General features: G+C 74.9%; 21 protein-coding genes. 17 read left to right on the top strand and 4 right to left on the bottom strand.

The window, feature by feature from the left end; translation table 11 throughout:
• Positions 1-2 precede the first annotated feature (2 nt).
• The gene (locus ACFQTY_RS12620) at positions 3-1,376 is read right to left on the bottom strand and encodes an MFS transporter (protein ID WP_378100922.1); all 1,374 of its coding nucleotides are present in this window, start codon (positions 1,374-1,376) and stop codon (positions 3-5) included.
• A gap of 325 nt (positions 1,377-1,701) precedes the next feature.
• Between ACFQTY_RS12620 and nirB the strand changes: the two genes are divergently transcribed.
• The 9 genes from nirB to ACFQTY_RS12575 all read left to right on the top strand — a co-directional run bounded on the left by nirB (position 1,702) and on the right by ACFQTY_RS12575 (position 11,628).
• Positions 1,702-4,287 (top strand): nitrite reductase large subunit NirB, encoded by a 2,586-nt coding sequence (nirB, locus tag ACFQTY_RS12615; protein WP_378100920.1) that lies wholly within the window; start codon positions 1,702-1,704, stop codon positions 4,285-4,287.
• Positions 4,284-4,700 (top strand): nitrite reductase small subunit NirD, encoded by a 417-nt coding sequence (gene nirD / locus ACFQTY_RS12610; protein WP_378100918.1) that lies wholly within the window; start codon positions 4,284-4,286, stop codon positions 4,698-4,700. The genes nirB and nirD overlap by 4 nt, the downstream gene beginning before the upstream one ends.
• Positions 4,697-5,956, top strand: a complete 1,260-nt coding sequence (gene cobA / locus ACFQTY_RS12605; protein ID WP_378100916.1) for a uroporphyrinogen-III C-methyltransferase — start codon at positions 4,697-4,699, stop codon at positions 5,954-5,956. Before nirD ends, cobA begins: the two co-directional genes overlap by 4 nt.
• A complete protein-coding gene (locus ACFQTY_RS12600) occupies positions 5,953-7,080 on the top strand; it encodes a uroporphyrinogen-III synthase (RefSeq protein WP_378100914.1) in 1,128 nt (375 codons plus the stop codon). Before cobA ends, ACFQTY_RS12600 begins: the two co-directional genes overlap by 4 nt.
• Positions 7,077-7,802 (top strand): sirohydrochlorin chelatase, encoded by a 726-nt coding sequence (locus tag ACFQTY_RS12595; RefSeq protein ID WP_378100912.1) that lies wholly within the window; start codon positions 7,077-7,079, stop codon positions 7,800-7,802. Before ACFQTY_RS12600 ends, ACFQTY_RS12595 begins: the two co-directional genes overlap by 4 nt.
• A 56-nt stretch (positions 7,803-7,858) precedes the next feature.
• The gene (gene ligD, locus ACFQTY_RS12590; RefSeq protein WP_378100910.1) at positions 7,859-8,797 is read left to right on the top strand and encodes a non-homologous end-joining DNA ligase; all 939 of its coding nucleotides are present in this window, start codon (positions 7,859-7,861) and stop codon (positions 8,795-8,797) included.
• The gene (gene ligD, locus ACFQTY_RS12585) at positions 8,782-9,582 is read left to right on the top strand and encodes a non-homologous end-joining DNA ligase (RefSeq protein WP_378100907.1); all 801 of its coding nucleotides are present in this window, start codon (positions 8,782-8,784) and stop codon (positions 9,580-9,582) included. Before ligD (ACFQTY_RS12590) ends, ligD (ACFQTY_RS12585) begins: the two co-directional genes overlap by 16 nt.
• Before the next feature lie 175 nt (positions 9,583-9,757).
• Positions 9,758-10,339 carry a Dps family protein gene (locus ACFQTY_RS12580; RefSeq protein ID WP_378100905.1) on the top strand — a complete coding sequence of 194 codons (582 nt, stop codon included), beginning with the start codon at positions 9,758-9,760 and terminating at the stop codon, positions 10,337-10,339.
• Entirely contained in the window at positions 10,336-11,628 is a 1,293-nt protein-coding gene (locus ACFQTY_RS12575; protein WP_378100903.1) for an App1 family protein, read from the top strand. Before ACFQTY_RS12580 ends, ACFQTY_RS12575 begins: the two co-directional genes overlap by 4 nt.
• A gap of 45 nt (positions 11,629-11,673) precedes the next feature.
• Here the strand turns inward: ACFQTY_RS12575 and ACFQTY_RS12570 are convergent, their stop codons facing one another.
• Entirely contained in the window at positions 11,674-11,883 is a 210-nt protein-coding gene (locus ACFQTY_RS12570; RefSeq protein ID WP_263730875.1) for a hypothetical protein, read from the bottom strand.
• A 69-nt stretch (positions 11,884-11,952) separates the two neighbouring features.
• On the opposite strand from ACFQTY_RS12570, the gene ACFQTY_RS12565 reads away from it, so the two are divergent.
• Together ACFQTY_RS12565 and ACFQTY_RS12560 are read left to right on the top strand one after the other, a co-directional pair.
• A complete protein-coding gene (locus ACFQTY_RS12565) occupies positions 11,953-12,276 on the top strand; it encodes a hypothetical protein (protein ID WP_378100901.1) in 324 nt (107 codons plus the stop codon).
• On the top strand, positions 12,273-12,626 hold the full coding sequence (locus ACFQTY_RS12560; RefSeq protein WP_378100899.1) for a UBP-type zinc finger domain-containing protein: 354 nt from the start codon (positions 12,273-12,275) through the stop codon (positions 12,624-12,626). The genes ACFQTY_RS12565 and ACFQTY_RS12560 overlap by 4 nt, the downstream gene beginning before the upstream one ends.
• 51 nt (positions 12,627-12,677) lie before the next feature.
• Here the strand turns inward: ACFQTY_RS12560 and ACFQTY_RS12555 are convergent, their stop codons facing one another.
• The gene (locus tag ACFQTY_RS12555; RefSeq protein ID WP_378100897.1) at positions 12,678-13,505 is read right to left on the bottom strand and encodes an SDR family oxidoreductase; all 828 of its coding nucleotides are present in this window, start codon (positions 13,503-13,505) and stop codon (positions 12,678-12,680) included.
• Between the two features lie 196 nt (positions 13,506-13,701).
• Between ACFQTY_RS12555 and ACFQTY_RS12550 the strand changes: the two genes are divergently transcribed.
• The 5 genes from ACFQTY_RS12550 (at position 13,702) to treZ (ending at position 21,850) form a co-directional block, all read left to right on the top strand.
• Entirely contained in the window at positions 13,702-14,370 is a 669-nt protein-coding gene (locus ACFQTY_RS12550; RefSeq protein WP_378101784.1) for a hypothetical protein, read from the top strand.
• Positions 14,371-14,392: 22 nt separating this feature from the next.
• Positions 14,393-15,265 (top strand): hypothetical protein, encoded by an 873-nt coding sequence (locus ACFQTY_RS12545; protein WP_378100895.1) that lies wholly within the window; start codon positions 14,393-14,395, stop codon positions 15,263-15,265.
• Positions 15,266-15,345: 80 nt separating this feature from the next.
• A complete protein-coding gene (glgX, locus tag ACFQTY_RS12540; protein ID WP_378100893.1) occupies positions 15,346-17,562 on the top strand; it encodes a glycogen debranching protein GlgX in 2,217 nt (738 codons plus the stop codon).
• Positions 17,559-20,066 (top strand): malto-oligosyltrehalose synthase, encoded by a 2,508-nt coding sequence (gene treY, locus ACFQTY_RS12535; protein ID WP_378100891.1) that lies wholly within the window; start codon positions 17,559-17,561, stop codon positions 20,064-20,066. The genes glgX and treY overlap by 4 nt, the downstream gene beginning before the upstream one ends.
• On the top strand, positions 20,063-21,850 hold the full coding sequence (gene treZ, locus ACFQTY_RS12530; RefSeq protein WP_378100889.1) for a malto-oligosyltrehalose trehalohydrolase: 1,788 nt from the start codon (positions 20,063-20,065) through the stop codon (positions 21,848-21,850). Before treY ends, treZ begins: the two co-directional genes overlap by 4 nt.
• Before the next feature lie 61 nt (positions 21,851-21,911).
• Here treZ and zapE read toward each other — a convergent pair whose 3' ends face one another.
• Positions 21,912-22,943, bottom strand: a complete 1,032-nt coding sequence (gene zapE, locus ACFQTY_RS12525; RefSeq protein WP_378100887.1) for a cell division protein ZapE — start codon at positions 22,941-22,943, stop codon at positions 21,912-21,914.
• A gap of 83 nt (positions 22,944-23,026) precedes the next feature.
• Between zapE and ACFQTY_RS12520 the strand changes: the two genes are divergently transcribed.
• Positions 23,027-23,512, top strand: coding sequence for a hypothetical protein (locus tag ACFQTY_RS12520; RefSeq protein WP_378100885.1), 486 nt, complete (start codon positions 23,027-23,029; stop codon positions 23,510-23,512).
• The last annotated feature ends 9 nt before the right edge of the window (positions 23,513-23,521 follow it).

Here is a 23,521-nt window from a genome sequence, read left to right as displayed (position 1 = left end):
ACTCAGATCACGGCCGAGCTCAGTGCGGCGCCCCGGCGGCGGTAGACCGCCCAGGTGGTGACGCCGAGCAGCGCGTACACCGCCACGAACGTCCACAGCGCCGGCTCGAGGCTGCCGGCGAGCGTGTGCGACAGGGCGAAGCCGCGCGGGATCAGGAAGCCGCCGAACGCGCCGACCGCCCCGGCGATGCCGATGCAGCCCGCTGCGGCCTTGCGGGCGACGGCCGTCTCGTCCGGCGTGGTCGCGCCGAACCGGAACACGGCCGGGATCATCCGGTACGTCGCGCCGTTCCCGGCGCCGCTGGCGACGAACAGCACCAGGAAGGAGCCGAGGAAGAGCGCGAAGTCCGTGGTGCGCAGCGCGACGACGGCCGTGGTCGTGGCGACCGCCATCACGGCGAACGAGCCGATCGTGGTGCGCGCACCGCCCCAGCGGTCCGCGAGCATCCCGCCCCACGGCCGCGCCACCGAGCCGACCAGGGCCCCGAGGAACGCGACGTTGGCGGTGACGTGCGGGAACGAGGACTGCAGCAGCGTCGGGAACACGCCGGCGTACCCGATGAACGACCCGAACGTGCCGATGTACAGCGCCGAGATGATCCACGTGTGCCGGTTGCGCACGGCCGCCCCGACCGTCCGCGGCGCGCCCTTGGCCGACGTCAGGTTGTCCATCGACCGCCAGGCCGCGAACGCCGCGAGCAGCACCAGGGGGACGAACATCAGGCCCGCTCGTTCCAGGCGCAGGCCGGCACCGGTGACGACCACCAGCGGGACGGCGAGCTGGACCGCCGCCGTGCCCAGGTTGCCGCCGGCAGCGTTGAGGCCGAGCGCCCTGCCCTTCTCCGCCTCCGGGTAGAAGAAGGAGATGTTGGACATCGAGGAGGCGAAGTTCCCACCGCCGAGACCGGCGAGCGCCGCGACCAGCAGCAGCGTGCCGAAGGAGGTGCCGGGCCGCTGCACGACGAACGCCAGCGCGGTGGCCGGCAGCAGGAGCAGGAGCGCGGAGACCACGGTCCAGTTGCGGCCGCCGAACAGGGGCACCGCGAAGGTGTACGGGATCCGCAGCGTGGCGCCGACCAGGCTCGGCAGCGCGATCAGCCAGAACTGCTGGTCGACCGTCAGGTGGAAGCCGGCAGCCGCCAGCTGCGGCACCACGATGCTCCACGAGGCCCACACGGAGAAGCCGAGGAACTCGGCGAAGATCGACGGGACCAGGTTGCGCCGGGCGATGCGCCGGCCGGTCGACCGCCAGAACTCCGGGTCCTCCGGATCCCACCGGTCGATCCAGCGACCGCGGGACGTCGGGGCCGCGTCCCGCGTCGGGACCTCGGTGGCGGTCAGGTGGTCGGGTGCTGCGAGGGTCTCGGGCGTCGTCATGTCGTCTCCTGCGTCGTCGGGGCCCGCTCGGTGCCGTGGACGCTAGGAACGCCGTGTTTCCGGCGCGGTGGCCGGGCTGTTACCTCCGCGGAAAGAAGAACGCACGGTCGCGTCGGCGCCGCCGTGAGAACTCGCGCCACCGGTCGGAGGCGTGCCGGCAGCGTCCGGCGGAGGTGCGGCCTGCCTCACAGCGGGCGCCGGGGCGGTGTGCGCGAAAGGTTCCACACGCGAAACGAGGTCGGCACGCCCGGCGAAACATGCCGTTCGTACGGTCGCAGCCCACAGCGGCCCCGCCCGGGCCGCCCGGAGACGGACCGAGGTGCACATGTCCCGCATCCCCAGCCAGCTCGTCGTGGTCGGTGGCGGCATGGTCGCCCAGCGCCTCGTCGAGGCGGTGCGTGCCCGTGACGAGGACCGCACCTGGCAGGTCACCGTGCTCGCCGAGGAGCCGCGAGCGCCGTACGACCGGGTGGCGCTGACGTCCTACTTCTCCGGACGCGACCCGGAGAGCCTCGCCCTCGGCGCACCGCAGCTGTGGGCCGACCCGCTGGTGACGCTGCTGCGCGGCACCACCGTGACGGAGGTCGACCGGGACGCCCGCACGGTGCGGACCGACGACGGCCGCGCGCTGCGCTACGACCACCTGGTGCTGGCGACCGGGTCACGGGCCGCCGTGCCGGCGATCCCCGGTGCGGACCTGCCCGGTGTGTTCGTCTACCGCACGCTCGACGACGTGGCCGCCCTGCGTGGCTGGGTCGAGCAGGAGGCCGCCCGGCGCGGGCGACCCGTACGGGGGGCCGTCATCGGCGGCGGCCTGCTGGGCCTGGAGGCTGCCGGCGCGCTGCAGGCGCTGGGGGCGCGGACCACCGTCGTCCAGTTCGGGACGCACCTGATGTCCGCGCAGATCGACCTGGGCGGCGGGCAGGTCCTGCGCCGGTTGATCGAGGCGCTCGGCGTGGAGGTGCGGGTGGACACCGCGACCTCCCGCATCCGGCCCGACGAGCGGGGCAACGCCGGCCGCCTGGAGTTCGCCGACGGCGGTCGGCTCGACGTGGACGTGGTCGTGCTGGCCACCGGCGTGACGCCGCGGGACGAGCTGGGACGCGCAGCCGGCCTTCCCGTCGGGGCCCGCGGGGGCGTGGTGGTCGATCAGGCGTGCCGCACGCAGGACCCGCACGTCTCGGCCGTCGGCGAGGTCGCGTGCATCGACGGCGCCTGCATCGGCCTGGTCGCCCCCGGGTACGCGATGGCCGAGGTGGTGGTCGACCGGCTGCTGGGCGGGTCGGCCGTGTTCCCCGGAGCCGACACGGCGACCAAGCTCAAGCTGTCCGGCGTGGACGTCGCGAGCTTCGGTGACGCGTTCGCCAGGACGCCCGGGGCGCTGGAGGTGGTGCACTCCGACCCCGCGACCGGCGTCTACAAGAAGCTCGTCGTGTCCGACGACGCGCGCACCCTCCTCGGCGGCGTGCTGGTGGGCGACGCGTCCGCCTACGCGAGCCTGCGCCCGATGGTCGGCCGCCCGCTCGGCGCCGACGCCTCCGCGTACCTGCTGCCCGCGGGCGGTTCGGCGCCCGTCGGCGGCGACCTGCCGGACGACGCCACGGTCTGCTCGTGCAACAACGTGTCCGCCGGCACGGTGCGCGCCGCGGTCACCGAGCACGGCTGCACGGACGTCGCCGGGGTCAAGGCCTGCACCCGCGCCGGCACCAGCTGCGGGTCGTGCGTGCCGCTGGTCAAGCGGCTGGTCGGCGAGCAGCTGACCAAGGCCGGCGTCGCCGTGAGCAACGGCCTGTGCGAGCACATGGCGCTGTCCCGCGCACAGCTGTTCGACGCGGTGCGCGTGACCGGCCTGCGCACGTTCAGCGAGATCATGCAGCGGCACGGCACTGCCGTCGCCGGGCGCGGCTGCGACATCTGCAAGCCGGTGGTCGCCTCGATCCTCGCGTCGCTGGACGACGGCCACGTGCTGGACGACGAGCGGGCCGCCCTGCAGGACACCAACGACCACGTGATGGCCAACCTGCAGAAGGACGGCTCGTACTCGGTGGTGCCGCGGATCCCGGGCGGCGAGGTCACCCCCGAGGGCCTGCTGGTGATCGGGCAGGTGGCCAAGGACTACGGGCTGTACACCAAGATCACCGGCGGGCAGCGGATCGACCTGTTCGGCGCCCGGCTCGAGCAGCTGCCGCAGATCTGGCGGCGGCTGGTCGACGCGGGCTTCGAGTCCGGGCACGCCTACGGCAAGTCGGTGCGCACGGTGAAGTCGTGCGTCGGGTCCACGTGGTGCCGCTACGGCGTGCAGGACGCCGTCTCCCTCGCGGTGCTGCTCGAGCTGCGGTACCGCGGGCTGCGCTCGCCGCACAAGCTCAAGCTCGGCGTCTCCGGCTGCGCCCGCGAGTGCGCCGAGGCCCGCGCGAAGGACGTCGGCGTCGTGGCCACCGATCGCGGCTGGAACCTCTACGTGGGCGGCAACGGCGGGTTCACGCCCCGGCACGCCCGGCTGCTGGCCGAGGACCTGGACACCGACACCCTGGTGCGCACCGTGGACCGGTTCCTCATGTACTACATCCGCACCGCCGACCGCCTGCAGCGCACGGCGCCGTGGATCGACGAGGTCGACGGCGGGCTGGACGGTGTGCGGTCGGTGGTGCTCGAGGACAGCCTGGGCATCGCGGCCGACCTGGACGAGGCGATGGCGCGGCACGTCGAGGTCTACGAGGACGAGTGGAGGGCGACGCTCGACGACCCGGAGAAGCTGCGTCGGTTCGCCTCGTTCGTCAACGCGCCGACGACGGCCGACCCCTCGCTGGCGTACGTCGCCGAGCGCGGCCAGCCGCGCCCCGCGACACCCGACGAACGGGCGGATCCCGCCGTGCTGATCGCCGGCACCACGCTTGCGGTGCGGTCATGAGCCGCCCCCAGCCCGGCTGGACGGTGGTGTGCCAGCTGACCGACCTGGTGCCCGAGCGCGGTGCCGCGGCCCTCGTCGAGGGGCAGCAGGTGGCCCTGTTCCGGGTGGGCGACCGCGAGGTGCTGGCGGTGCAGCAGCTGGACCCGTACAGCGGTGCGCACGTGATGTCCCGCGGCATCGTCGGCTCGCGGGCCGGAGCCGTCACCGTCGCCTCGCCGATGTACAAGCAGGTGTTCGACCTGCGCACCGGCGCGTGCCTCGACCCGGTGGGCAAGGAACCGCAGCACCTGCGCACCTGGCCGGTGCGGGTGGAGGGCGACGTGGTGCTTGTCGGCACGGCCGGCGCGCTGGTGGACGCCCTCGTCGCGCCCCTCGCCACGCCCGCCACCCTCGACGCGACGGAGGCGCCGTGACCACCCTGCTCGGCATCGACCTGACCGACCGTCCCGTGCTGGTGGTCGGCGGCGGCCCGGTGGCCGCACGCCGCCTCGCGCACCTGCGGGACGAGGGCGCGCGCATCACCGTGGTGGCACCGGCGGTGTGCGAGGACCTCGTCGCGCTCCTGGACGACGTCCGCTGGGAGGCGCGGGAGGTCCGCGAGCACGACCTCGACGGGATGTGGCTGGTGCACACAGCGACAGGTAGCCCGCTCGCCGACGCCGAGGTCGCCGGTTGGGCGGCAGCGCGCCGCATCTGGTGCGTGAACGCCGGCGACGCGGGCCGCGGCTCGGCGCGCACCCCCACGCTGACCGCCAGCGGTGACGTGCTGGTCGGAGTGGTTTCGACCGGGTCCCCCGACCCGGGTCGGACGGCCGCGGTGCGCGACGCCGTCGCCGCCCACCTGCGCACGGGCGCGGCAGACCTGCGGCGGCGCCGACGGCCGACCGGCACGGGGCGGGTGGTGCTCGTCGGTGGCGGACCTGGTGCGGTGGACCTGCTGACCCTGCGCGGCCGGCAGGCGCTCGCCGAGGCGGACGTGGTGGTCGCGGACCGGCTCGGACCCACGCCGGTGCTGGACGAGCTCGCCCCGGACGTCGAGGTGATCGACGTCGGCAAGACCCCCGGTCATCACGCCGTGCCGCAGCACGAGATCAACCGGATCCTGGTCGAGCAGGCGCAGCGCGGCCGGACGGTGGTGCGGCTCAAGGGTGGCGACCCGTTCGTGTTCGGCCGCGGCGGCGAGGAGGTGCTGGCGTGCCGCCAGGCCGGCGTGCCGGTCGAGGTGGTGCCGGGCGTCAGCAGCGCCCTGGCGACACCGGCCGCGGCGGGCATCCCGGTGACCCACCGCGGGACGACGGCGGCCTTCCACGTGGTGAACGGCCACGCGGGTCTCGACGAGGCTGCGCTGACCGTGCTGCGCGAGCGCTCGGCCACCCTGGTGGTGCTGATGGGCGTGTCGGTGCTGGCCGAGCTGGTCGCGACGGCCCTGGCCGCCGGCGTCGACCCCGGCACGCCGGTGGCGATCGTCGAGGAGGGCACCACGGCGCGGCAGCGGGTGACGCGGGACCGGCTCGACGCGATCGCCGGGCGGGCGCAGGCCGTCGGGGTGCGCGCGCCGGCCGTCATCGTCGTGGGCGCCGTCGCCGCACCCGGTCTGCTCGACGCCGGAGGTGCGCGCCACGCGGCCGTTCGCCGCGAACCCGGCTCCGACGAGACACTGGGCGCGTGACCGACCACCTCGACCCGACCCTGGCCGGGTGCACGATGCTGGTCACCGCCGACCGGCGGGCGGGTGAGCTGGGCGGCGCCTTGCAGCGCCGCGGGGCGACCGTCCGCTACGCCCCGGCGCTGAGCATGGTGCCCAACGACAGCGACGCGCTGCTCGTCGCCGCGACGCGTGAGCTGCTCGCGGCACCCCCGGACATCGCCGTGGTGACCACCGGCATCGGCTTCCGCGCCTGGGTCGAGGCCGCGGACGCGATCGGTCTGGCCGAGCCGCTGCTGGCGACGCTGCGCCGTGCCCGCCTCGTCGCGCGCGGGCCCAAGGCGCGCGGCGCGATCCAGGCCGCCGGCCTCCAGGCGGACTGGGTGGCGGAGTCGGAGACCTCGGCGGAGATCGCCGAGGTGCTGCTCGACGAGGGCGTCGCGGGGCTGCGGGTGGCGGTGCAGCACCACGGCTCCGGTGCCGACGGTCTGGACGAGGCGTTCACCGCCGCCGGTGCCCACGTGCAGAGCCTGGTCGTCTACCGCTGGGGCCCCCCGCCCGACCCGGCAGCGCTCGACGCCTCCGTCCGCGCCGCGGCTGCCGGGGAGCTCGACACGGTGGTGTTCACCTCCGCACCCGGGTGCGCGGCGTGGCTCGCCGCCGCCGACGCCGCCGGGGTGGACGCCGCGCTGCGCGGTCAGTTCGAGGCCGGAGCCCTGGTGGCCGCCGCCGTCGGCCCGATCACCGCGCGGCCGCTGCTCGACCGCGGTGTCGAGCCGCTGATCCCCTCCCGCGGGCGGCTCGGCGCGCTGGTGCGCACGATCGTGGACCACTACGGCGGCGTGCAGACGCTCGAGACGGCGGCCGGTCGCCTGCAGATGCGGCGGCGGGCGGCCGTGCTGGACGGCCGCGTCCTGCCCCTGTCCCCGACCGGCATCGAGCTGCTGCGGCTGCTCGCCGACGCCGGCGGCGACGTCGTCACACCGGCGCAGGTGCTCCAGTCGCTGCCCGGCGAGTCCACCGACGTGCACGCCGCGGAGGTGGCGATCGCCCGGCTGCGGCAGGCCGCCGGCAGCCGCGAGCTGGTGCGCACGGTGGTGAAGCGCGGCTACCGCCTCGCCGTGGTCGACGGGCAGGAGGACAGGTGACGGCCATCGCCGGCTCCGCCACACCGGCCGGCCCGGTCCTGGTCGGCTGCTCCCACGGCACCGACAGCGTCGCGGGACGGGCAGCGATCCGGTCGATCCTCGACGGAGTCCGTGCAGCCCGCCCCGGGCTCGACGTCCGCGAGGCGTTCGTCGACGTGCAGCAGCCCGAGGTGGCCGACGTCGTCGCCGCAGCGACGACCGCCGGTGGCGCGGCCGTGGTGGTCCCGCTGCTGATGTCGACCGGCTTCCACGCGCGGGTGGACATCGCCGCGGCGGTGGAGGGCCGGCGTGCGGCCGCCTCGCGCACCCTGGGGCCGGACGACCGCCTGGTGCAGATCCTCCTCGACCGCCTCCGCCAGGCAGGGGCCGGTGCCGGGGACGCGGTCGTGCTGGCCGCGGCCGGGTCCTCCGACCCCCTGGCGGCTGCCATGGTCGAGCAGACGGTCGAGGCGCTGCGCCGCGCCTGGCAGGACGGCCCGGTGACGGTCGGGTACGGCTCCGCCTCGCTGCCCCGGGTCGCCGACGCCGTCGAGCAGGCGCGCCGCGAGGGCGCGGCCCGCGTCGTGGCGGCCTCCTACCTGCTCGCCCCCGGCTTCTTCCACGACCGGGTGTCGGCCGCGGGTGCGGACGTCGTGACGGCCCCGCTCGCCCCGGACCCGCGTCTCGTCGAGATCGTGCTCGACCGGTACGCCGAGGCGAGCGCCCTGCTCCCTGACGGCTGAGGCCCCCGCACCGCCGTCACCAGGTACGTCGCACGCGCGGCGGGCAGGATGGACCCGTGCTGCAGCCCATGCTCGCCAGCCCGGCGCCGGGCCTCGCCGAGCTGCCGCGCGGCCCGCACTGGGCCTACGAGATCAAGTGGGACGGCGTCCGGGCGCTCGCCGACACCACCGGGGGCCGGCTGCGGCTGTGGAGCCGCAACGGCAACGACGTCACGGCCGCGTACCCGGAGCTCGGAGGCCTCGCGGTGCTGCCCGACGCGGTGGTCGACGGCGAGATCGTCGCCATGGCGGGCGGTGTGCCCTCGTTCGCCGCGCTCGCCGCGCGGATGCACGTGCGGGACACGGCACGAGCGGCTGCGCTGGCCCGGTCGCAACCCGTGACGTTCGTGGTGTTCGACGTGCTGACGTGGCAGGGCCGCGACGTCACCGGTCTGACGTACGACGAGCGCCGGGCCCTGCTGGACCTGCTGCCCCCCGTCGACCAGGTGCAGCCCTCGCCCGTCTACCCCGACGGCGACACGCTCTGGCAGGTGACCCGTGACCACGGCCTCGAAGGGGTCGTCGCCAAGCTCCGGACGTCCACGTACCAGCCGGGCCGGCGCTCCCGGGACTGGGTGAAGCTGCCGCACCGGCGCAACCGCACGGCCCTCGTCGGCGGGTGGCGCGAGGAGTCGGCCGGCACCGGCAGGCTCGGAGCGGTGCTGCTCGGGGCGCGCGACGACGACGGCGCGCTGCGGTACCTCGGACGGGCGGGCAGCGGGCTCGCCGGTCCGCTGGCGACGGCGGTGCGGGGTGCGCTGGCCGAGCACGCTCGCGCGACCTCGCCGTTCGACGACCCCGTGCCGGCGACGGACGCGCGCGGCACCCACTGGTGCGAACCGCTGGTGGTGGTCGACACCCTGTACCTGTCCCGCACCCCCGGCGGCCGGCTGCGCCAGCCCGTGGTCCGCGGGGTGCGCACCGACACCGGTCCGGACCCGTGGGAGCAGGAGTGAACGGCCAGGTGCTGGACGTGGACGGCACGCCGGTGCGCGTCACCCACCTGGACAAGGTGCTCTACCCCGCCACCGGGACCACGAAGGCGGCGGTGATCGACTACGTGGTGCAGGTGGCGCCCGCCCTGCTCGCACAGCTGCGCGACCGCCCGGTCACCCGGATGCGGTGGCCGGAAGGCACCGGTGCGGAGCGGTTCGTCGAGAAGAACGTGCCGCGCGGCGCGCCCGAGTGGCTGCGGCACCGCGTGCTGCCGGCGTCCCCGGGCGAGGTCGACGAGGGCACCCGGCTGGACCTGCCCTTCCTCGACGGGCTGCCCGGCCTGGTCTGGGCCGCCAACGGCGGTGCGCTGGAGCTGCACACCCCGCAGTGGCGGGTCGGGCCGCGGGGCGGTGTCCGACCGCCGGACCGCCTCGTCGTCGACCTCGACCCCGGACCACCGGCGGGGCTCGACGAGTGCGCGGCGGTGGCGCACCTGGTCGCCGAGCGGCTCGCGGCCGACGGGCTGACCGGCACCGTCCCGGTGACCTCCGGCAGCAAGGGCATGCAGCTGTACGCACCTCTGCCCGGTCGCCGGCCCGCGACGCAGGTGCGGGCGTACGCACGCGACCTCGCCAGCGCGGTGGCGGCCGAGCACCCGAACCTCGTGGTCGCCGTGATGCGCCGGTCGCTGCGACCCGGCAAGGTGCTGATCGACTGGTCCCAGAACCACCCGGCCAAGACGACGATCACGCCGTACTCGCTGCGCGGCCGCGAGGCGCCCACCGTCGCGGCGCCGCGCTGGTGAGACGAGATCGGGCCCGGTCTGACGCAGCTGCCGATGGACGAGGTGGTCCGCCGCCTGCGGGACGACGGCGACCCGTTCGCCTGACCGCTCCTCCGATGGCGACGTCCCGCGCCCTGCGGCAGGGTCGAGAGGGGCGGACGGGCAGTCCGTCACACCACGCTCGAGGAGGCCGGACATGGCACGCAAGCAGCTCCCGCACTACACGGTGCCCACGCTGACGCCGGAGGACGGCGCGACCGTCGCCGCGATCCTGCAGGACCGCCTGAACTCCCTGACGGACCTGCACCTGACGCTCAAGCACATCCACTGGAACGTCGTCGGCCCGCACTTCATCTCCGTGCACCTGATGCTCGACCCGCAGGTCGACGCCGTGCGCGCCCAGGCCGACGAGGTGGCCGAGCGGATCGCCACGCTGGGCGTCTCCCCCGTCGGCACGCCGGGGGCGCTGGTCGCGAGCCGCAGCTGGGACGACTACTCCCTGGGACGCGCCGGCGCGATCGAGCACCTCGGCGCCCTCGACCGGGTGTACGAGGGCGTGATCAGCGGCCACCGCAAGGCTGCCGCCGACACGGAGGAGCTCGACACCGTCACCAACGACCTGCTGGTGGGGCACCTGCACGACCTGGAGCTGTTCCAGTGGTTCGTACGGGCCCACCTCGAGTCCGCCGGCGGCGAGCTGAGCACCGAGGGCACCAGCACCGAGCAGGCCTCGGCCGGCGCCGCCGAGCAGGGCGCGAAGAAGGCCGCATCGCGGTGAGCGCCCACCGTCCCGCCCGCGGGGCACCGGCCCCCGAGCGGGACGGCGCCCCCCGGGCCGGCACGGACGACGGCCTGCGGACCGCTCGGCCCGAGGCCCGGGCGGGCAGCCAGCACCCGCTGGCCGGCGCGCACCGGCCCCACGTCGCCGCGAGGCTCGAGGACGCGCTCGACCGACGGCTGGCGCGGCTGCTGCGGTACCGCGGCTGGACGGTCCGGATCGAGCCGTACCCCGGTTACGGCGCGCCCGGGTGGCTGCGGATCATGGCCCGCACGCTCCTGGCGGCACCGGTGGTCCCCGACGCGGACCTGCCGGGTACCGGTGCCGTGCAGGCCGGCGCGGGTGCCGGTGCGGTCCCGGTGACGCGCCAGCCGGCGGTGCGGGGCTGGCGGTCGTACCTCAGCGTGCCGGTGGCCGGTGCGGCGATCGAGGTGGTGGTCGGCGACCAGGTCCACCGGCTGCAGACCGATCGCGGCGGCTACGTGGACCAGGTGGTGGCGTGCGACCTGCCGGCCGGCTGGCACGAGGTGACGTTGCGCACCCAGGACGGCGTCACGGCGGTCGCTCCGGTCCAGGTGGTCGACCCCTCGGCACGGCTCGGGCTGGTCAGCGACGTCGACGACACCGTGATGGTCACGCACCTGCCCCGTCCGCTCGTCGCCGCGTGGAACGTCCTGGTGCGCGACGAGAACGCCCGCGAGGCCGTGCCGGGCATGGCGGAGCTCTACCGGCGGCTGGTCGCGACGGAGCCCGGCGCACCCGTGGTGTACCTGTCCACCGGCGCCTGGAACGCTGCGCCGGCGATCGGCCGCTTCCTGCACCGGCACCGCTACCCGGCGGGCACCATGCTGCTCACCGACTGGGGACCGACCAACACCGGCTGGTTCCGCTCCGGACCGGCGCACAAGGTCGCCCAGCTGCGCCGGCTGTTCCGCGAGTTCCCCGACGTGCGCTGGGTGCTGGTCGGCGACGACGGCCAGCGTGACCCGCAGGTGTACGCGGGCGCGGCCGGCCGCCTGCCGGCCCACGTGCGCGCGATCGCCCTGCGCGAGCTGACCCCCGCCGAGCACCTGCTGGCCAGTGGCGAACCGACGGCGCCGCCCGGCGGCCGTCGCGCTCAGCGGGACGCCCAGCACGAGGGTGTGCCGGTGGTCCGGGGCGCGGACGGCCACGCGCTCGCGCAGCGGCTCGAGGCCGTCGGGGTGCTGCCGCGCCAGCGCCAGCGCCCGGGAGCGGCGGCCGCCGACCAGGCCGCCGACCGCGCCGCCGAGCAGGAGGGTCGACGCTGACCGCGCCGCCGCCTCCGCGGCCCGACCTACAGCAGCTCGGGGTACCTACAGCAGCTCGGGGTCGTCCCACTCCTCGCCGGCGGCGAGGTCCTCGTCGTCCGGCTCCAGCTCGGCCGACTGCAGCGAACGCGGCGCCCGACCCGGTTCCCCACCGGTCAACGCGTCGGCGGCTGCGAGCTGGGCCTCGTCGGGCACCCGGTCCGCGATGCGCTCCGCCGACGGGTCGGAGGTCAGGTCGTGGTCGCGGCCGCTCATGTCCCCGTTGTACCGGTCCGCGGCACGGTGCGCACCTCTGCGCCGCGCGCTCGCCGTTACTGTTCTTCGGTGACGACGACGGATGTCGGGCGCCGTGCGGGCACGGCGGACCCGGAGCCGCCCACCGAGGCGGTCAGCGCGGTGATGCGCCGGGCCAAGGTGCAGGCCGCCACCGAGCACACGACTGTCGGCCTGGTGCAGACCGCCTCCGACGGCACGGTCACCATCGCGTGCGCGTGCGGCATGACCCTGACCAACGGCCCGACCTGGTCGCTCGACGAGCACATCCGCCTGCACCGCGCCGAGGCGCGGTTCATCGCGCTCGCGGCGGCCGCGCCGGCCGGCATCCCGCGGCTGGTTCGCTGGCCCCTGAGCACCGAGGAGAACCCGTGAGCGAGCAGCCCGCACCGCTGGTCGACCCCACCGTGCCGCCCAGCGGCACCGGCTGCGCGGAGTGCGACGCGACGGGCGGCTGGTGGCTCAAGCTCCGCCGGTGCGCGGCGTGCGGGCACGTCGGCTGCTGCGACAGCTCCCCCGGCCAGCACGCCACGGCGCACTGGCAGGCGACGGGGCACCGGTACATGCGCTCGTTCGAGCCCGGGGAGAGCTGGTGGTGGGACTACGCCGCCGAGAGCTACGCCGAGGGCCCCGAGCTCGCCCCGCCGGCGCACCGGCCGGTCGAGCAGGACTCCCCCGGACCGGCCGGCCGCGTGCCGGAGAACTGGCACCAGCTGCTGCACTGAGCGGGAGCTGACGACTGACCGCCGGGCCGGTACCCCGCCGGGCGACGGTCGTCAGCGGCGAGCGCGCCGGCCGGTGAACTCGTCCATCGAACCGGTGACGCCGAGCAGGTCCATCAGGGCGTCGAACGCCCTCGTCGGCAGCAGGCGCAGCGCCGGCACCACCGCCACCACGGCCGGCAGGGCGAGGCGGCCACGGCCTGACTCCACGGCGTCGAGGATCCGCCCGGCGACGTCCGCCTCGCGCAGGATCGGCAGCAGCCAGGGCACGCGCGTGCGCGCCCCGGCGAACATGCCCGTGTCGACGTAGAACGGGCACACCACGAGGGTGGTCACCGCCGACCCCGCCCGGCGCAGCTCGAACCGGAGCGACTCGTCGAAGCCGACCGCGGCGTGCTTGCTCGCCGCGTAGTCCGCCTGCCGCGGCACACCGACCAGCCCGGCGGCGCTCGCCACGGTGACCAGCCGACCCATGTCACGCTCGAGCATCCCGGGCAGGAACGCGCCCGTCACCCAGTAGGGCGCCAGGGTGTTCACCTCGAACGTCCGGCGCACCTGGGCCTCGGTCAGCTCGAGGAACGGTCTGCCCGACACCACACCGGCATCGTTGACCAGCACGTCGACGCCGCCCATCGCGGCCGTCACCTCCGCCGCCGCGGCGTGCACGGCGGCGCGGTCCGTCACGTCGACCTGCCAGGCGTGCGCCACGGCGCCCCGACCGCGCACGTCGGCCGCCGCACGCTCGGCCGCCGCACCGTCCAGGTCCCACACCGCCACGTCGGCACCCCGTTGCGCGGCGCCCAGCACCAGCCGTCGCCCGATGCCGCTGGCTCCGCCGGTGACCAGCACGCGCCGTCCCGCGAGCGGGAACCCTGCGCCCATGGACGTCCCCTTCCGACCGGGCGCGGCCTCGTCGCCTGCGCTCCCGGCGCCATCGTGGCCGGACCGGAGCGCGGCCACCACCCGTGGGACCGCACGGATGCGCGTCGGTGCGCCGGCACGTCACCCGATGGCGGCGCGTCGCGATCGCAGACGGTCGGACACCCCCGCCAGCGCCTAGCATCCGAGGGTGGTCACCATGCGGCTCGGCTCAGGCGCTGCGGCGCGTACCGGCATCCTGCGCACCGGTCTGCTCACGTTGACCGCGCTCGGCGTCCTCGCCGTCGCGGCGTGCGCCGGACCCACGCCCGGCTCGGGCAGCGGCGGCACGACGACGACGGCCGCGGCGGCTGCCGCCACGTCCCCGTCGCCCACCGCCACCGCGAGCTCGTCGCCGGAGCCGTCCGCGACGGAGACCGAGACCGGGGCGCCGTTCCCGACCTCGGTGGACACCGTCACGGCCGACCCGTCGAAGGACGCGGCCCTGACCGTGACCGACGTCCGGACGGCGACGCACGACGGCTACGACCGGGTCGTGTTCGAGCTCGGCGGCACCGGGGCGCCGGGGTGGCGCGTCGGGTACGTGGACAAGGCGGTCGACGACCCCAGCGGGCAGCCGGTGCAGGTGCAGGGAGCGGGCGTGCTGCAGGTGATCATCAGCGGCACCGGGTACCCGACCGACACCGGCCAGAAGGAGTGGACCGGCAGCCCGCTGCACCCGGGCCTGCCGGTGGTGCAGGAGGTCCAGCTGCGCGGGGTGTTCGAGGGGCAGACGCAGGCGTTCGTCGGCGTCGCCCGGGCCGGCGCCCCGTTCCGCGTGTTCGCCCTGACCGCACCGGCGCGGCTGGTCGTGGACGTGCAGCGCTGAGCTGGCGCACCGTGCGGTCGCGATGATGGTGCTGGCCCTCGCGGGTGCCGCGGGCGCCGCGGTCCTGTCCGGCACCGGTCAGGTGCTGCAGGCCGTCGCCGCACGGCGGCTGCCCGCCGGTGCGCACCTGGACCTGCGGCTCGTCGGTCGCCTGCTCCGGGCGCCGACCTACCTGATGGCGCTGCTGCTGACGGCGGGAGGCTTCCTGCTCGCCGTCGTCGCTCTGCAGCGGCTGCCACTCTTCGTCGTGCAGTCCGTCCGGGCCGCGAACCTGGTGGTGGCCGCCCTCCTCGCGATCCCCGTGCTCGGTATGCGGCTGCGAGCGCCGGAGTGGAGCGGCATCGGCCTGGTGTCCACGGGGCTGGTGCTGCTCGCGACGTCGGTCGGGGCGCAGCCGGCCGTCGCGGCCGGCTCGACCGTCGGCCTGGCCGCCGTCGGCGTCGCGGTGGCGCTGGTCGCCACCGGGTGGCTCGTGAGCGTGGTCCGGCCGTCGCGCGGCACCGGTCTGGTGCTCGCCGCGCTGGCCGGTTGCGGGTTCGCCCTGCTGGCGGTCGGCGCCCGGCTCGCCGGACCGGTCACCGGCCCGGCGGTGCTCACGCTCCCGCTGGTGTGGGCGGCGATGACTGCCGGGGTGTGCGGCCTGGCGCTGCAGGTGCTCGCTCTTGGTCGGGCGGGTGTGGTGCCTGTGACGGCGGTGAGCGTCACCACCGAGACGTGCGTGTCCGCCGTGCTCGGCGTCGTGCTGGCCGGGGACCACGCCCTTCGCGGACATGCGCCGACGGCCGCCGCCGCGTTCGTGCTCGTGCTGGTCGGCTCCACGCTGGTGGCGCGCGCCCGTGTGCCGGAGCCCGTGCGGGTCGGCACGGAGGACCCACTGGTCCCCGACCGCCCCTAGGGGCAGGGCTCCGGACGGGTGTGACGCTCCTCGCCCCGGTCCACCAGGCCGCTGTCGGCCCGGCCTGGCACGCTGACCCCATGGTCATCTGGCCCGGACACCCTTATCCCCTCGGCGCGACGTACGACGGCGCCGGCACCAACTTCGCCCTGTTCTCCGAGGTGGCGGAGCGCGTCGAGCTGTGCCTGATCGACCCCGACGGCACCGAGCGACGGGTGGACCTGCCGGAGGTGGACGCCTTCGTCTGGCACGGCTACGTACCCGCGGTGGCGCCCGGCCAGCGCTACGGCTACCGGGTGCACGGCCCGTACGACCCCGCGCACGGGCACCGTTGCGACCCCTCGAAGCTGCTGCTCGACCCCTACGCCAAGGCGGTGGACGGCCAGATCGACGGGCACGAGTCGCTGTACTCGTACCGCTTCTCGGACCCGTCGCAGCGCAACGTGCTGGACTCGGCGCCGCACACCATGACCGGCATCGTCGTGAACCCGTTCTTCGACTGGGGCCACGACCGGCCGCCGCAGCACGAGTACCACGAGTCGGTGATCTACGAGGCCCACGTCAAGGGGCTCACCGAGCGCCACCCGGCGGTCCCGGAGGAGCTGCGCGGGACGTACTCCGCACTGGGCCACCCGGCCGTCATCGAGCACCTGTCGTCGCTCGGCGTGACGGCGGTGGAGCTGATGCCCGTGCACCAGTTCGTCCAGGACCCGGCCCTCGTCGAGCGCGGCCTGTCCAACTACTGGGGCTACAACACCATCGGGTTCTTCGCGCCCCACAACGGCTACTCCGCCTTCGCGCGCTCGGGGCAGCAGGTGCAGGAGTTCAAGGGGATGGTCAAGGCCATGCACGACGCCAACATCGAGGTGCTGCTTGACGTCGTCTACAACCACACCGCCGAGGGCAACCACCTGGGGCCGACGCTCAGCTTCCGCGGCATCGACAACGCCAACTACTACCGGCTGGTCGACGACGACCAGGAGCACTACTTCGACACCACCGGCACGGGCAACTCGCTGCTGATGCGCTCCCCGCACGTGCTGCAGCTGATCATGGACTCGCTGCGCTACTGGGTGCAGGAGATGCACGTCGACGGCTTCCGCTTCGACCTCGCCGCCACCCTGGCCCGCCAGTTCCACGAGGTGGACCGGCTGTCCGCCTTCTTCGACATCGTCCAGCAGGACCCGGTGGTGTCCCAGGTCAAGCTGATCGCCGAGCCGTGGGACCTCGGTGACGGGGGCTACCAGGTGGGCGGCTTCCCCCCGCTGTGGACCGAGTGGAACGGGAAGTACCGGGACACGGTGCGGGACTTCTGGCGCGGGGAGCCGTCGACCCTCGGCGAGTTCGCGAGCCGGCTGTCCGGCTCGTCGGACCTGTACGAGCACACCGGCCGTCGGCCGCTCGCGAGCATCAACTTCGTCACGGCGCACGACGGCTTCACGCTGACGGACCTGGTCTCGTACAACGAGAAGCACAACGAGGCCAACGGCGAGGACAACAGGGACGGGGAGAGCTTCAACCGGTCGTGGAACTGCGGTGCGGAGGGCCCGACGGACGACCCGAGCATCCGGGTGCTGCGGAACCGCCAGCGGCGCAACTTCCTCGCGACGCTGCTGCTGTCCCAGGGCGTGCCGATGATCGCGCACGGCGACGAGCTCGGTCGCACCCAGCAGGGCAACAACAACGTGTACTGCCAGGACGACGAGCTCGCGTGGGTCGACTGGGACCTCGACGAGGAGCGGGAGGAGCTGCTCGAGTTCGCCCGCCGCGTGATCGAGGTGCGCCGCGACCACCCGGTGTTCCGCCGGCGCCGGTTCTTCGCCGGCCGCCCCGACCACGGCGGTGAGTCCGACCTGCGGGACATCGCCTGGTTCACGCCGGCGGGCCAGCACATGGAGGACTCGGCCTGGAACAACGACCAGGCGCGCTCGGTCATGGTGTTCCTCAACGGTGAGGCGATCGCCGAGCCCGACCGTCGCGGCGAGTCGATCGTCGACGACAGCTTCCTCATGCTGTTCAACGGACACTTCGAGAAGACCACCTTCACGCTGCCGAAGCGCGACTACGGCGAGCGCTGGACGGCGGTCCTGGACACGGACTCGCAGGTACCGCCCGGCAAGGTGCTGCGCCCGCGCGCACGCCTGACCCTGGAGCAGCGGTCGCTGGTGCTGCTCACCCGTCCGCCGACGACGTCCTCGCCCGTCGCGTCCGGCTCGGGGGCCGCCGAGTCCGCGTCCCGCGAGGCCTCGCGCGTGACGCGGCCGCGGGCGTCCGCGACCCACCGGCAGGGCTCGTGAGCGAGCGTGCGACACCGGCCCGTCGGCTGGTCTCACCCGGCCACCCGGTGCCGGTGTCGACCTACCGCCTGCAGCTCGGACCGGACCTGACGTTCGACGACGTCGCCGCCCACGTGCCGTACTACGCCGGCCTGGGCGTGAGCCATCTGTACCTGTCTCCCGTGCTGCGGGCGGCGCCCGGGTCCACCCACGGCTACGACGTGGTGGCGCACGACGAGGTCTCCCCCGTGCTGGGAGGCCTCGCCGGCCTGCGCCGGCTCGCCGGGGCGGCCCACGACGCCGGGCTCGGCCTGGTGCTCGACATCGTGCCGAACCACATGGCGGTGCCCACCCCGGTCTGGCACAACCGGCCCCTGTGGTCGGTGCTGGCCGAGGGGCCGGACAGCCCCTACGCCTCCTGGTTCGACGTCGACTGGTCGGGGGGCGAGGGCGCGCTGCTGATCCCCGTGCTGGGCGACCGGATCGGGACGGTGCTGGCGCGTGGTGAGCTGACGCTCGAGCAGGAGGACGTGCTGGGCGACGGCGCTCGGGCGGTGCTGCGCTACCACGAGCACGTGTTCCCGGTGCGCACGGGCACGGAGTCGCTCCCGCTCGCGGAGCTGCTGGAGCGGCAGCACTACCGGCTGGCCTACTGGCGGGTCGCGGACGAGGAGCTGAACTACCGACGCTTCTTCGACGTCGACACGCTGGTCGCCGTCCGGGTCGAGGACCCGGCCGTCTTCGACGCGACGCACGCGCTCGTGCTGCAGCTGCTGCGCGAGGGCACGATCGACGGGCTGCGGATCGACCACCCCGACGGTCTGGCGGACCCGGCCGGCTACCTGGAGCGGCTGCGCGAGGCGACCGACGGTGCCTGGGTGGTGGTCGAGAAGATCCTGGCGGGCGACGAGCAGGTGCCCGGCGACTGGTGGACGGCCGGCACCACGGGGTACGACGCGCTGTGGCGCGTGCAGCAGACCTTCGTCGACCCCGGCGGTGCCGCGCTGCTGGGATCCGTGATGCACCGGCTCGCCGGCGACACGTCGGACGCGTTCCCGGGGATCGTCGCGCAGGCGAAGTCCGAGGTGGTCGAGGGCACGCTGTACGCGGAGGTGCACCGGCTCACCGAGCTGGCGGCGGGCATCTGCCACGACGACGTCCGGCTGCGAGACCACACCTGGCGCGCGCTGCACGAGTGCCTCGTCGGGCTCCTCGTCGAGCTGGACCGGTACCGCGCGTACGTGGTCCCCGGGACGGCACCGCACCCGGAGGCCGTCGAGGCGCTGCAGTCCGCGGCGGCACGGGCGCGCCGCAGGCTGAGCGAGGAGCGCGCCGAGACGATGGACGTGGTCGTCGACCTGCTGCTCGGCCGCGAGGCGGGCAGCGCCGGACGCACCCGCGACCCGCGCCGCGACGAGCTGGTGGTGCGGTTCCAGCAGACGTGCGGGGCGGTCCAGGCGAAGGGCGTCGAGGACACGGCGTACTACCGCTGGACGCAGCTGACGGCGCTCTGCGAGGTCGGCGGCGAACCGGAGCGCTTCGCCCTGACCCCCACCGACCTGGCCGCGTGGGCGTCACGCGCCCAGGTGGTGGCGCCGCTGGCGATGACGACGCTGTCCACGCACGACACCAAGCGCGGCGAGGACACCCGGGCCCGCCTCGGCGTGCTGTCCGAGCTGCCGCACGAGTGGTCCGCCCTCGTCGACGCCCTGCACCGCACGAGCGCACCGTTCCGCAGCGCCCTGGTCGACGGCCGGGCGGAGAACCTCCTGTGGCAGACGCTCGCCGGCACCTGGACCGCCCCGGGGCCGATCGAGGCGGACCGGTTGGTGGGCTACCTGGTCAAGGCGGTGCGCGAGGCGAAGTCGCACACGTCGTGGGCGAGCCCCGACGACGCGTACGAGCAGGCCGTCGTGTCGCTCGCGCGCCACGCCCTCGAGGACCCCGCCGTCGTCGAGCTCTTCACCGGGTGGGAGCTGCGCACCCGTCCGGCGGTTCGGGCGGCGACGCTCGGGACCAAGCTGGTGCAGCTGACGCTCCCGGGCGTCGCCGACGTGTACCAGGGCACGGAGGTGCCGGCGGTGACGCTCGTCGACCCGGACAACCGGCGGCCGGTGGACACCGACGACCTGGCCGCGCGGCTCGACCGGCTCGACAACGGCGCGGTCCCCCGCACGCTCACGGACGAGAAGCTCCTGGTGACGTCCCGTGCGCTGCGGGTCCGGCGCGACGTCACCGAGGCGTTCACCGGCCCGGAGGCAGGCTTCGTGCCGCTCGCGCACTCGTCGGGCCACAGCCTGACGTACGCGCGCACGGTCGCCGGCGAGGCCCGGGTGGTCGTGGTCGCCACGCGGCTCGGCGCCGCGGTCGAGCGGCTGGACGGGTGGGCCGACCACACGGTGGCCCTGCCGGAGGGGACGTGGCACGACGTGCTGACGGACCGCGAGGTGCCGGGCGGTGTGCAGCCCGTCGGCCCGCTCCTGGACCGGCTGCCGGTGGCGCTGCTCGTCGCGGGGGCCGTGTGATCCCGCGCGTCTGGGCGCCGAACCCGACCGTCGTGGAGCTGGTCGGCGCCGACGGTGGGCAGATCGGTGCGTTGCACCGCTCGGCGGACGGGTGGTGGACGGGCGAGGTCGACCTGCCGGACGGGACGGACTACGGCTACCGGCTCGACGGCGGTCCCGCCCGGCCGGATCCCCGCTCGGCGTGGCAGCCGCACGGGGTGCACGGGCTGTCCCGGGTGTTCGACGCCGACCGCCACCCGTGGCACGACACGGGCTGGTCCGGCGTCGACGCACGTGGAGCCGTCACGTACGAGCTGCACGTCGGGACGTTCACCCCCGAGGGCACCCTGGCGGCGGCGGCCTCCCGCCTGGAGCACCTGGTGGACCTGGGCGTCGACCTGGTCGAGCTCATGCCTCTCGCGGCGTTCGACGGTCAGCACGGCTGGGGGTACGACGGCGTCGCCCCGTACGCGGTGCACGAGGCCTACGGCGGTCCCGCAGCGCTGCAGGCGTTCGTCGACGCCGCCCATGGCGCCGGGGTGGGCGTGTGCCTGGACGTCGTCCACAACCACCTCGGTCCCTCCGGGAACTACCTGTCGCAGTTCGCCCCGTACTTCACGGACCGGCACAGCACCCCGTGGGGCGACGCGATCAACCTCGACGGTCCGGGATCGCCGCACGTCCGCCGCTGGATCTGCGACAACGCCCTCCGGTGGTTCACGGACTTCCACGTCGACGCCCTCCGGCTCGACGCCGTCCACGCCCTGCAGGACGGCTCGCCGGCGCACGTCCTGGCCCAGCTGTCCACCGAGGTGGCCCGCCTCGCGGACCGCCTCGGCCGACCCCTGTCGCTGGTCGCGGAGTCGGACCTGGACGACGTGGTGACCGTCGAGCCCGTCACCTCCGGCGGTTGGGGGCTCACCGGGCAGTGGGACGACGACGTGCACCACGCCGTCCACGCCCTGGTCACCGGCGAGCGGCAGGGCTACTACGTCGACTTCGGCACGCCGGCCGAGCTCGAGTCGGTGCTCACCGGGGCGTTCCGGCACACGGGCGGGTGGTCGACGTTCCGGCAGCGACGCTGGGGCCGTCCGGTGCCGGACGACGTGGACGGCCGCCGCTTCGTCGTCGCCGCCAGCACGCACGACCAGGTGGGCAACCGCGCCCTGGGCGACCGCCCGTCGGCGCACCTGGACGGCGGTGGTCTGGCCGCGGAGGCCGCACTCATCCTGCTGTCGCCCTTCAGCCCGATGCTGTTCATGGGCGAGGAGTGGGGCGCGAGCACCCCGTTCCAGTACTTCACGGACTACGCCGACGCCGAGCTGGGGGCCGCCGTTCGCGACGGCCGGCGGGCGGAGTTCGCCGGGCACGGGGACGTGGACGTCTACGGCGGCCCGGTCGAGGTGCCCGACCCGCAGGACCCCCGGACGTTCCTGGTCAGCAAGCTCGACTGGTCGGAGCCCGGCCGGCCCGACCACGCCCGGCTGCTCGACTGGTACCGCCAGCTGATCGCCCTGCGCCGTGCCGTCCCGGACCTGCGCAGCGGTGACCGGTCCGCGACCAGCCTCGCGTTCCTCCCGGCGTCGGACCCCCGCGGCGCGTACCACGGGTGGCTCGTCGTGGGCCGGGGTGCCGCCCGTGTGGTGGTCAACCTGGCCGAGCGAGCCCTCGACGTACCGGTCGCGGCGCCGCGGGAGCCCGTCTCGGTCCGCGCCGCCTGGGCGCCGGGCACGCAGGTCGGCACCGTCGAGGGCGGGATCCTCCCCGTCCGCGTCCCGGCACGGAGCGTCGTCGTCCTCGCCTGAGCCCCGCGGTCGGCCGCCGTCGGGCCACCGCGCGCGTCGGCGGCCGACGATCGCGCGTCGGTCAGGCGATGGCGGCGCCGTCCGCAGCCAGTGCGCCGAGCCGGGACAGAGCTCGGTAGTACTTCTTGCGGTAGCCGCCGTGCAGCATCTCGGCCGAGAACAGCCCCTGCTCGCCGGAGCCGCCGAGCAGCACGGGCACGTCCCTGTCGTAGAGCCGGTCCACCAGGACGACGAGCCGCAGTGCGACGTCCTGCCGGAGCACCGGCCGCACACCGGTGAGGCCGACGAGGGCGACGCCGTCCAGCAGGGCGCCGTACCGGCTGGGGTGCACGTGGGCGAGGTGCTCCAGCAGGTCGCCGAAGTCGTCGAGCGTCGCGTCGTCCCGGCCGGCGAGCGCCGCACGGACGGCCTCGTCGGGCAGCCCCGTGCGGTCGGTGACGGGGCGCCGGTGCCGGTAGTCCTCACCGTCGATCCGCAGCACCTCGAACCGCTCGGCGAGCGCCTGGATCTCCCGCAGGAAGTCCTCGGCGGCGAACCGGCCCTCACCGAGCGACTCCGGCAGCGTGTTCGACGTCGCCGCCAGTGCCACCCCACGGTCGGCGAGCTCGCGCAGCAGCCGTGACATCAGGACGGTGTCACCGGGGTCGTCCAGCTCGAACTCGTCGATGCACACCAACCGGTGCGCCGCGAGCGCCTCGACGGTGGCCCGGAAGCCCAGCGCGCCGACCAGGTTGGTGTACTCGACGAAGGTGCCGTACGCCGTGCCCTCGCGGCCCACCGCATGGGCGAGGGCGGCGAGCAGGTGCGTCTTGCCCACGCCGAAGCCGCCGTCGAGGTAGAGGGCCGGTGGCCGCCCACGCCTCCGTCGGCGCAGCCAGCCGCCGGAATGCTCCGAACCGACCACCGCGGCGGCCGCCTGGCGCAGCCGGTCGAGCGCCGCCGCCTGGGAGGGGTGCGCCGGGTCGGGCCGATAGGTGTCGAACGTCTCGGCCGCGAAGTGCCGTGGTGGCACCAGCTCCGCGAGCAGCCGCTGCGGCGACGGTGCCGGGCTGCGTCCGACCAGGCTCCCCGCGCGCACGGTGGAGTCGGTCACGGTCGCCCACCCTACGTCCGCCTCGGCGGCACGCCGCGCCGGGCGACGGACCGCCTGCACGCCGGACCACCTAGGCTCGTCGCGTGACCGACACGATCGTCGTCCTCATCGAGGACACCCTGTCCCCCGCGGACGTCGACAAGCTGATCGCGCTGCACACCGACGAGGTGCTGCAGTACCGGGTGCTGGTGCCGGCGGACACGCAGCGGCCGCTCCTGCCGTGGATCGTGGACTCCCTGAGTCTCGGCGAGCTGCGCGAGGCGTGGGACCGCGCGGTCGGCAAGGAGCCGACGGAGCCGCAGGCCAAGGCGACGGCGACCGAGCAGCTGGCAGGCACGCTGGCCGCGTTCGAGGCCGCCGGTCGGAGCGCGGTCGGGTCGGTGGTCCAGGACGACCCGATCCCCGCGCTGCGGGCCGCCGTGGCGGAGGGCGGCGTTCGGGAGGTCGCGGTGGTCACCGACCCGCACCTGCTCGAGGACACGTTCCACCGCGACTGGGCGTCGCGCGCACGCGAGGAGCTGAAGCTGCCCGTGCTGCACCTCTACCGAGGCACCAGCGAGCTCGGCTGAGCCCACCGG

The sequence above is a fragment of the Cellulomonas sp. T2.31MG-18 genome, from assembly GCF_964266755.1.
Classification (GTDB): Bacteria; Actinomycetota; Actinomycetes; order Actinomycetales; family Cellulomonadaceae; genus Cellulomonas.
This window is presented reverse-complemented; position numbering and strand designations above follow the sequence as displayed.

Coding starts and splice junctions, on each gene's coding strand:
- ACFQTY_RS12620 (WP_378100922.1), bottom strand. CDS start 1,376: ATGACGACGCCCGAGACCCTCGCAGCACCCGACCACCTGACCGCCACC.
- nirB (WP_378100920.1), top strand. CDS start 1,702: ATGTCCCGCATCCCCAGCCAGCTCGTCGTGGTCGGTGGCGGCATGGTC.
- nirD (WP_378100918.1), top strand. CDS start 4,284: ATGAGCCGCCCCCAGCCCGGCTGGACGGTGGTGTGCCAGCTGACCGAC.
- ACFQTY_RS12580 (WP_378100905.1), top strand. CDS start 9,758: ATGGCACGCAAGCAGCTCCCGCACTACACGGTGCCCACGCTGACGCCG.
- ACFQTY_RS12570 (WP_263730875.1), bottom strand. CDS start 11,883: ATGAGCGGCCGCGACCACGACCTGACCTCCGACCCGTCGGCGGAGCGC.
- ACFQTY_RS12555 (WP_378100897.1), bottom strand. CDS start 13,505: ATGGGCGCAGGGTTCCCGCTCGCGGGACGGCGCGTGCTGGTCACCGGC.
- ACFQTY_RS12550 (WP_378101784.1), top strand. CDS start 13,702: ATGCGGCTCGGCTCAGGCGCTGCGGCGCGTACCGGCATCCTGCGCACC.
- ACFQTY_RS12545 (WP_378100895.1), top strand. CDS start 14,393: ATGATGGTGCTGGCCCTCGCGGGTGCCGCGGGCGCCGCGGTCCTGTCC.
- glgX (WP_378100893.1), top strand. CDS start 15,346: ATGGTCATCTGGCCCGGACACCCTTATCCCCTCGGCGCGACGTACGAC.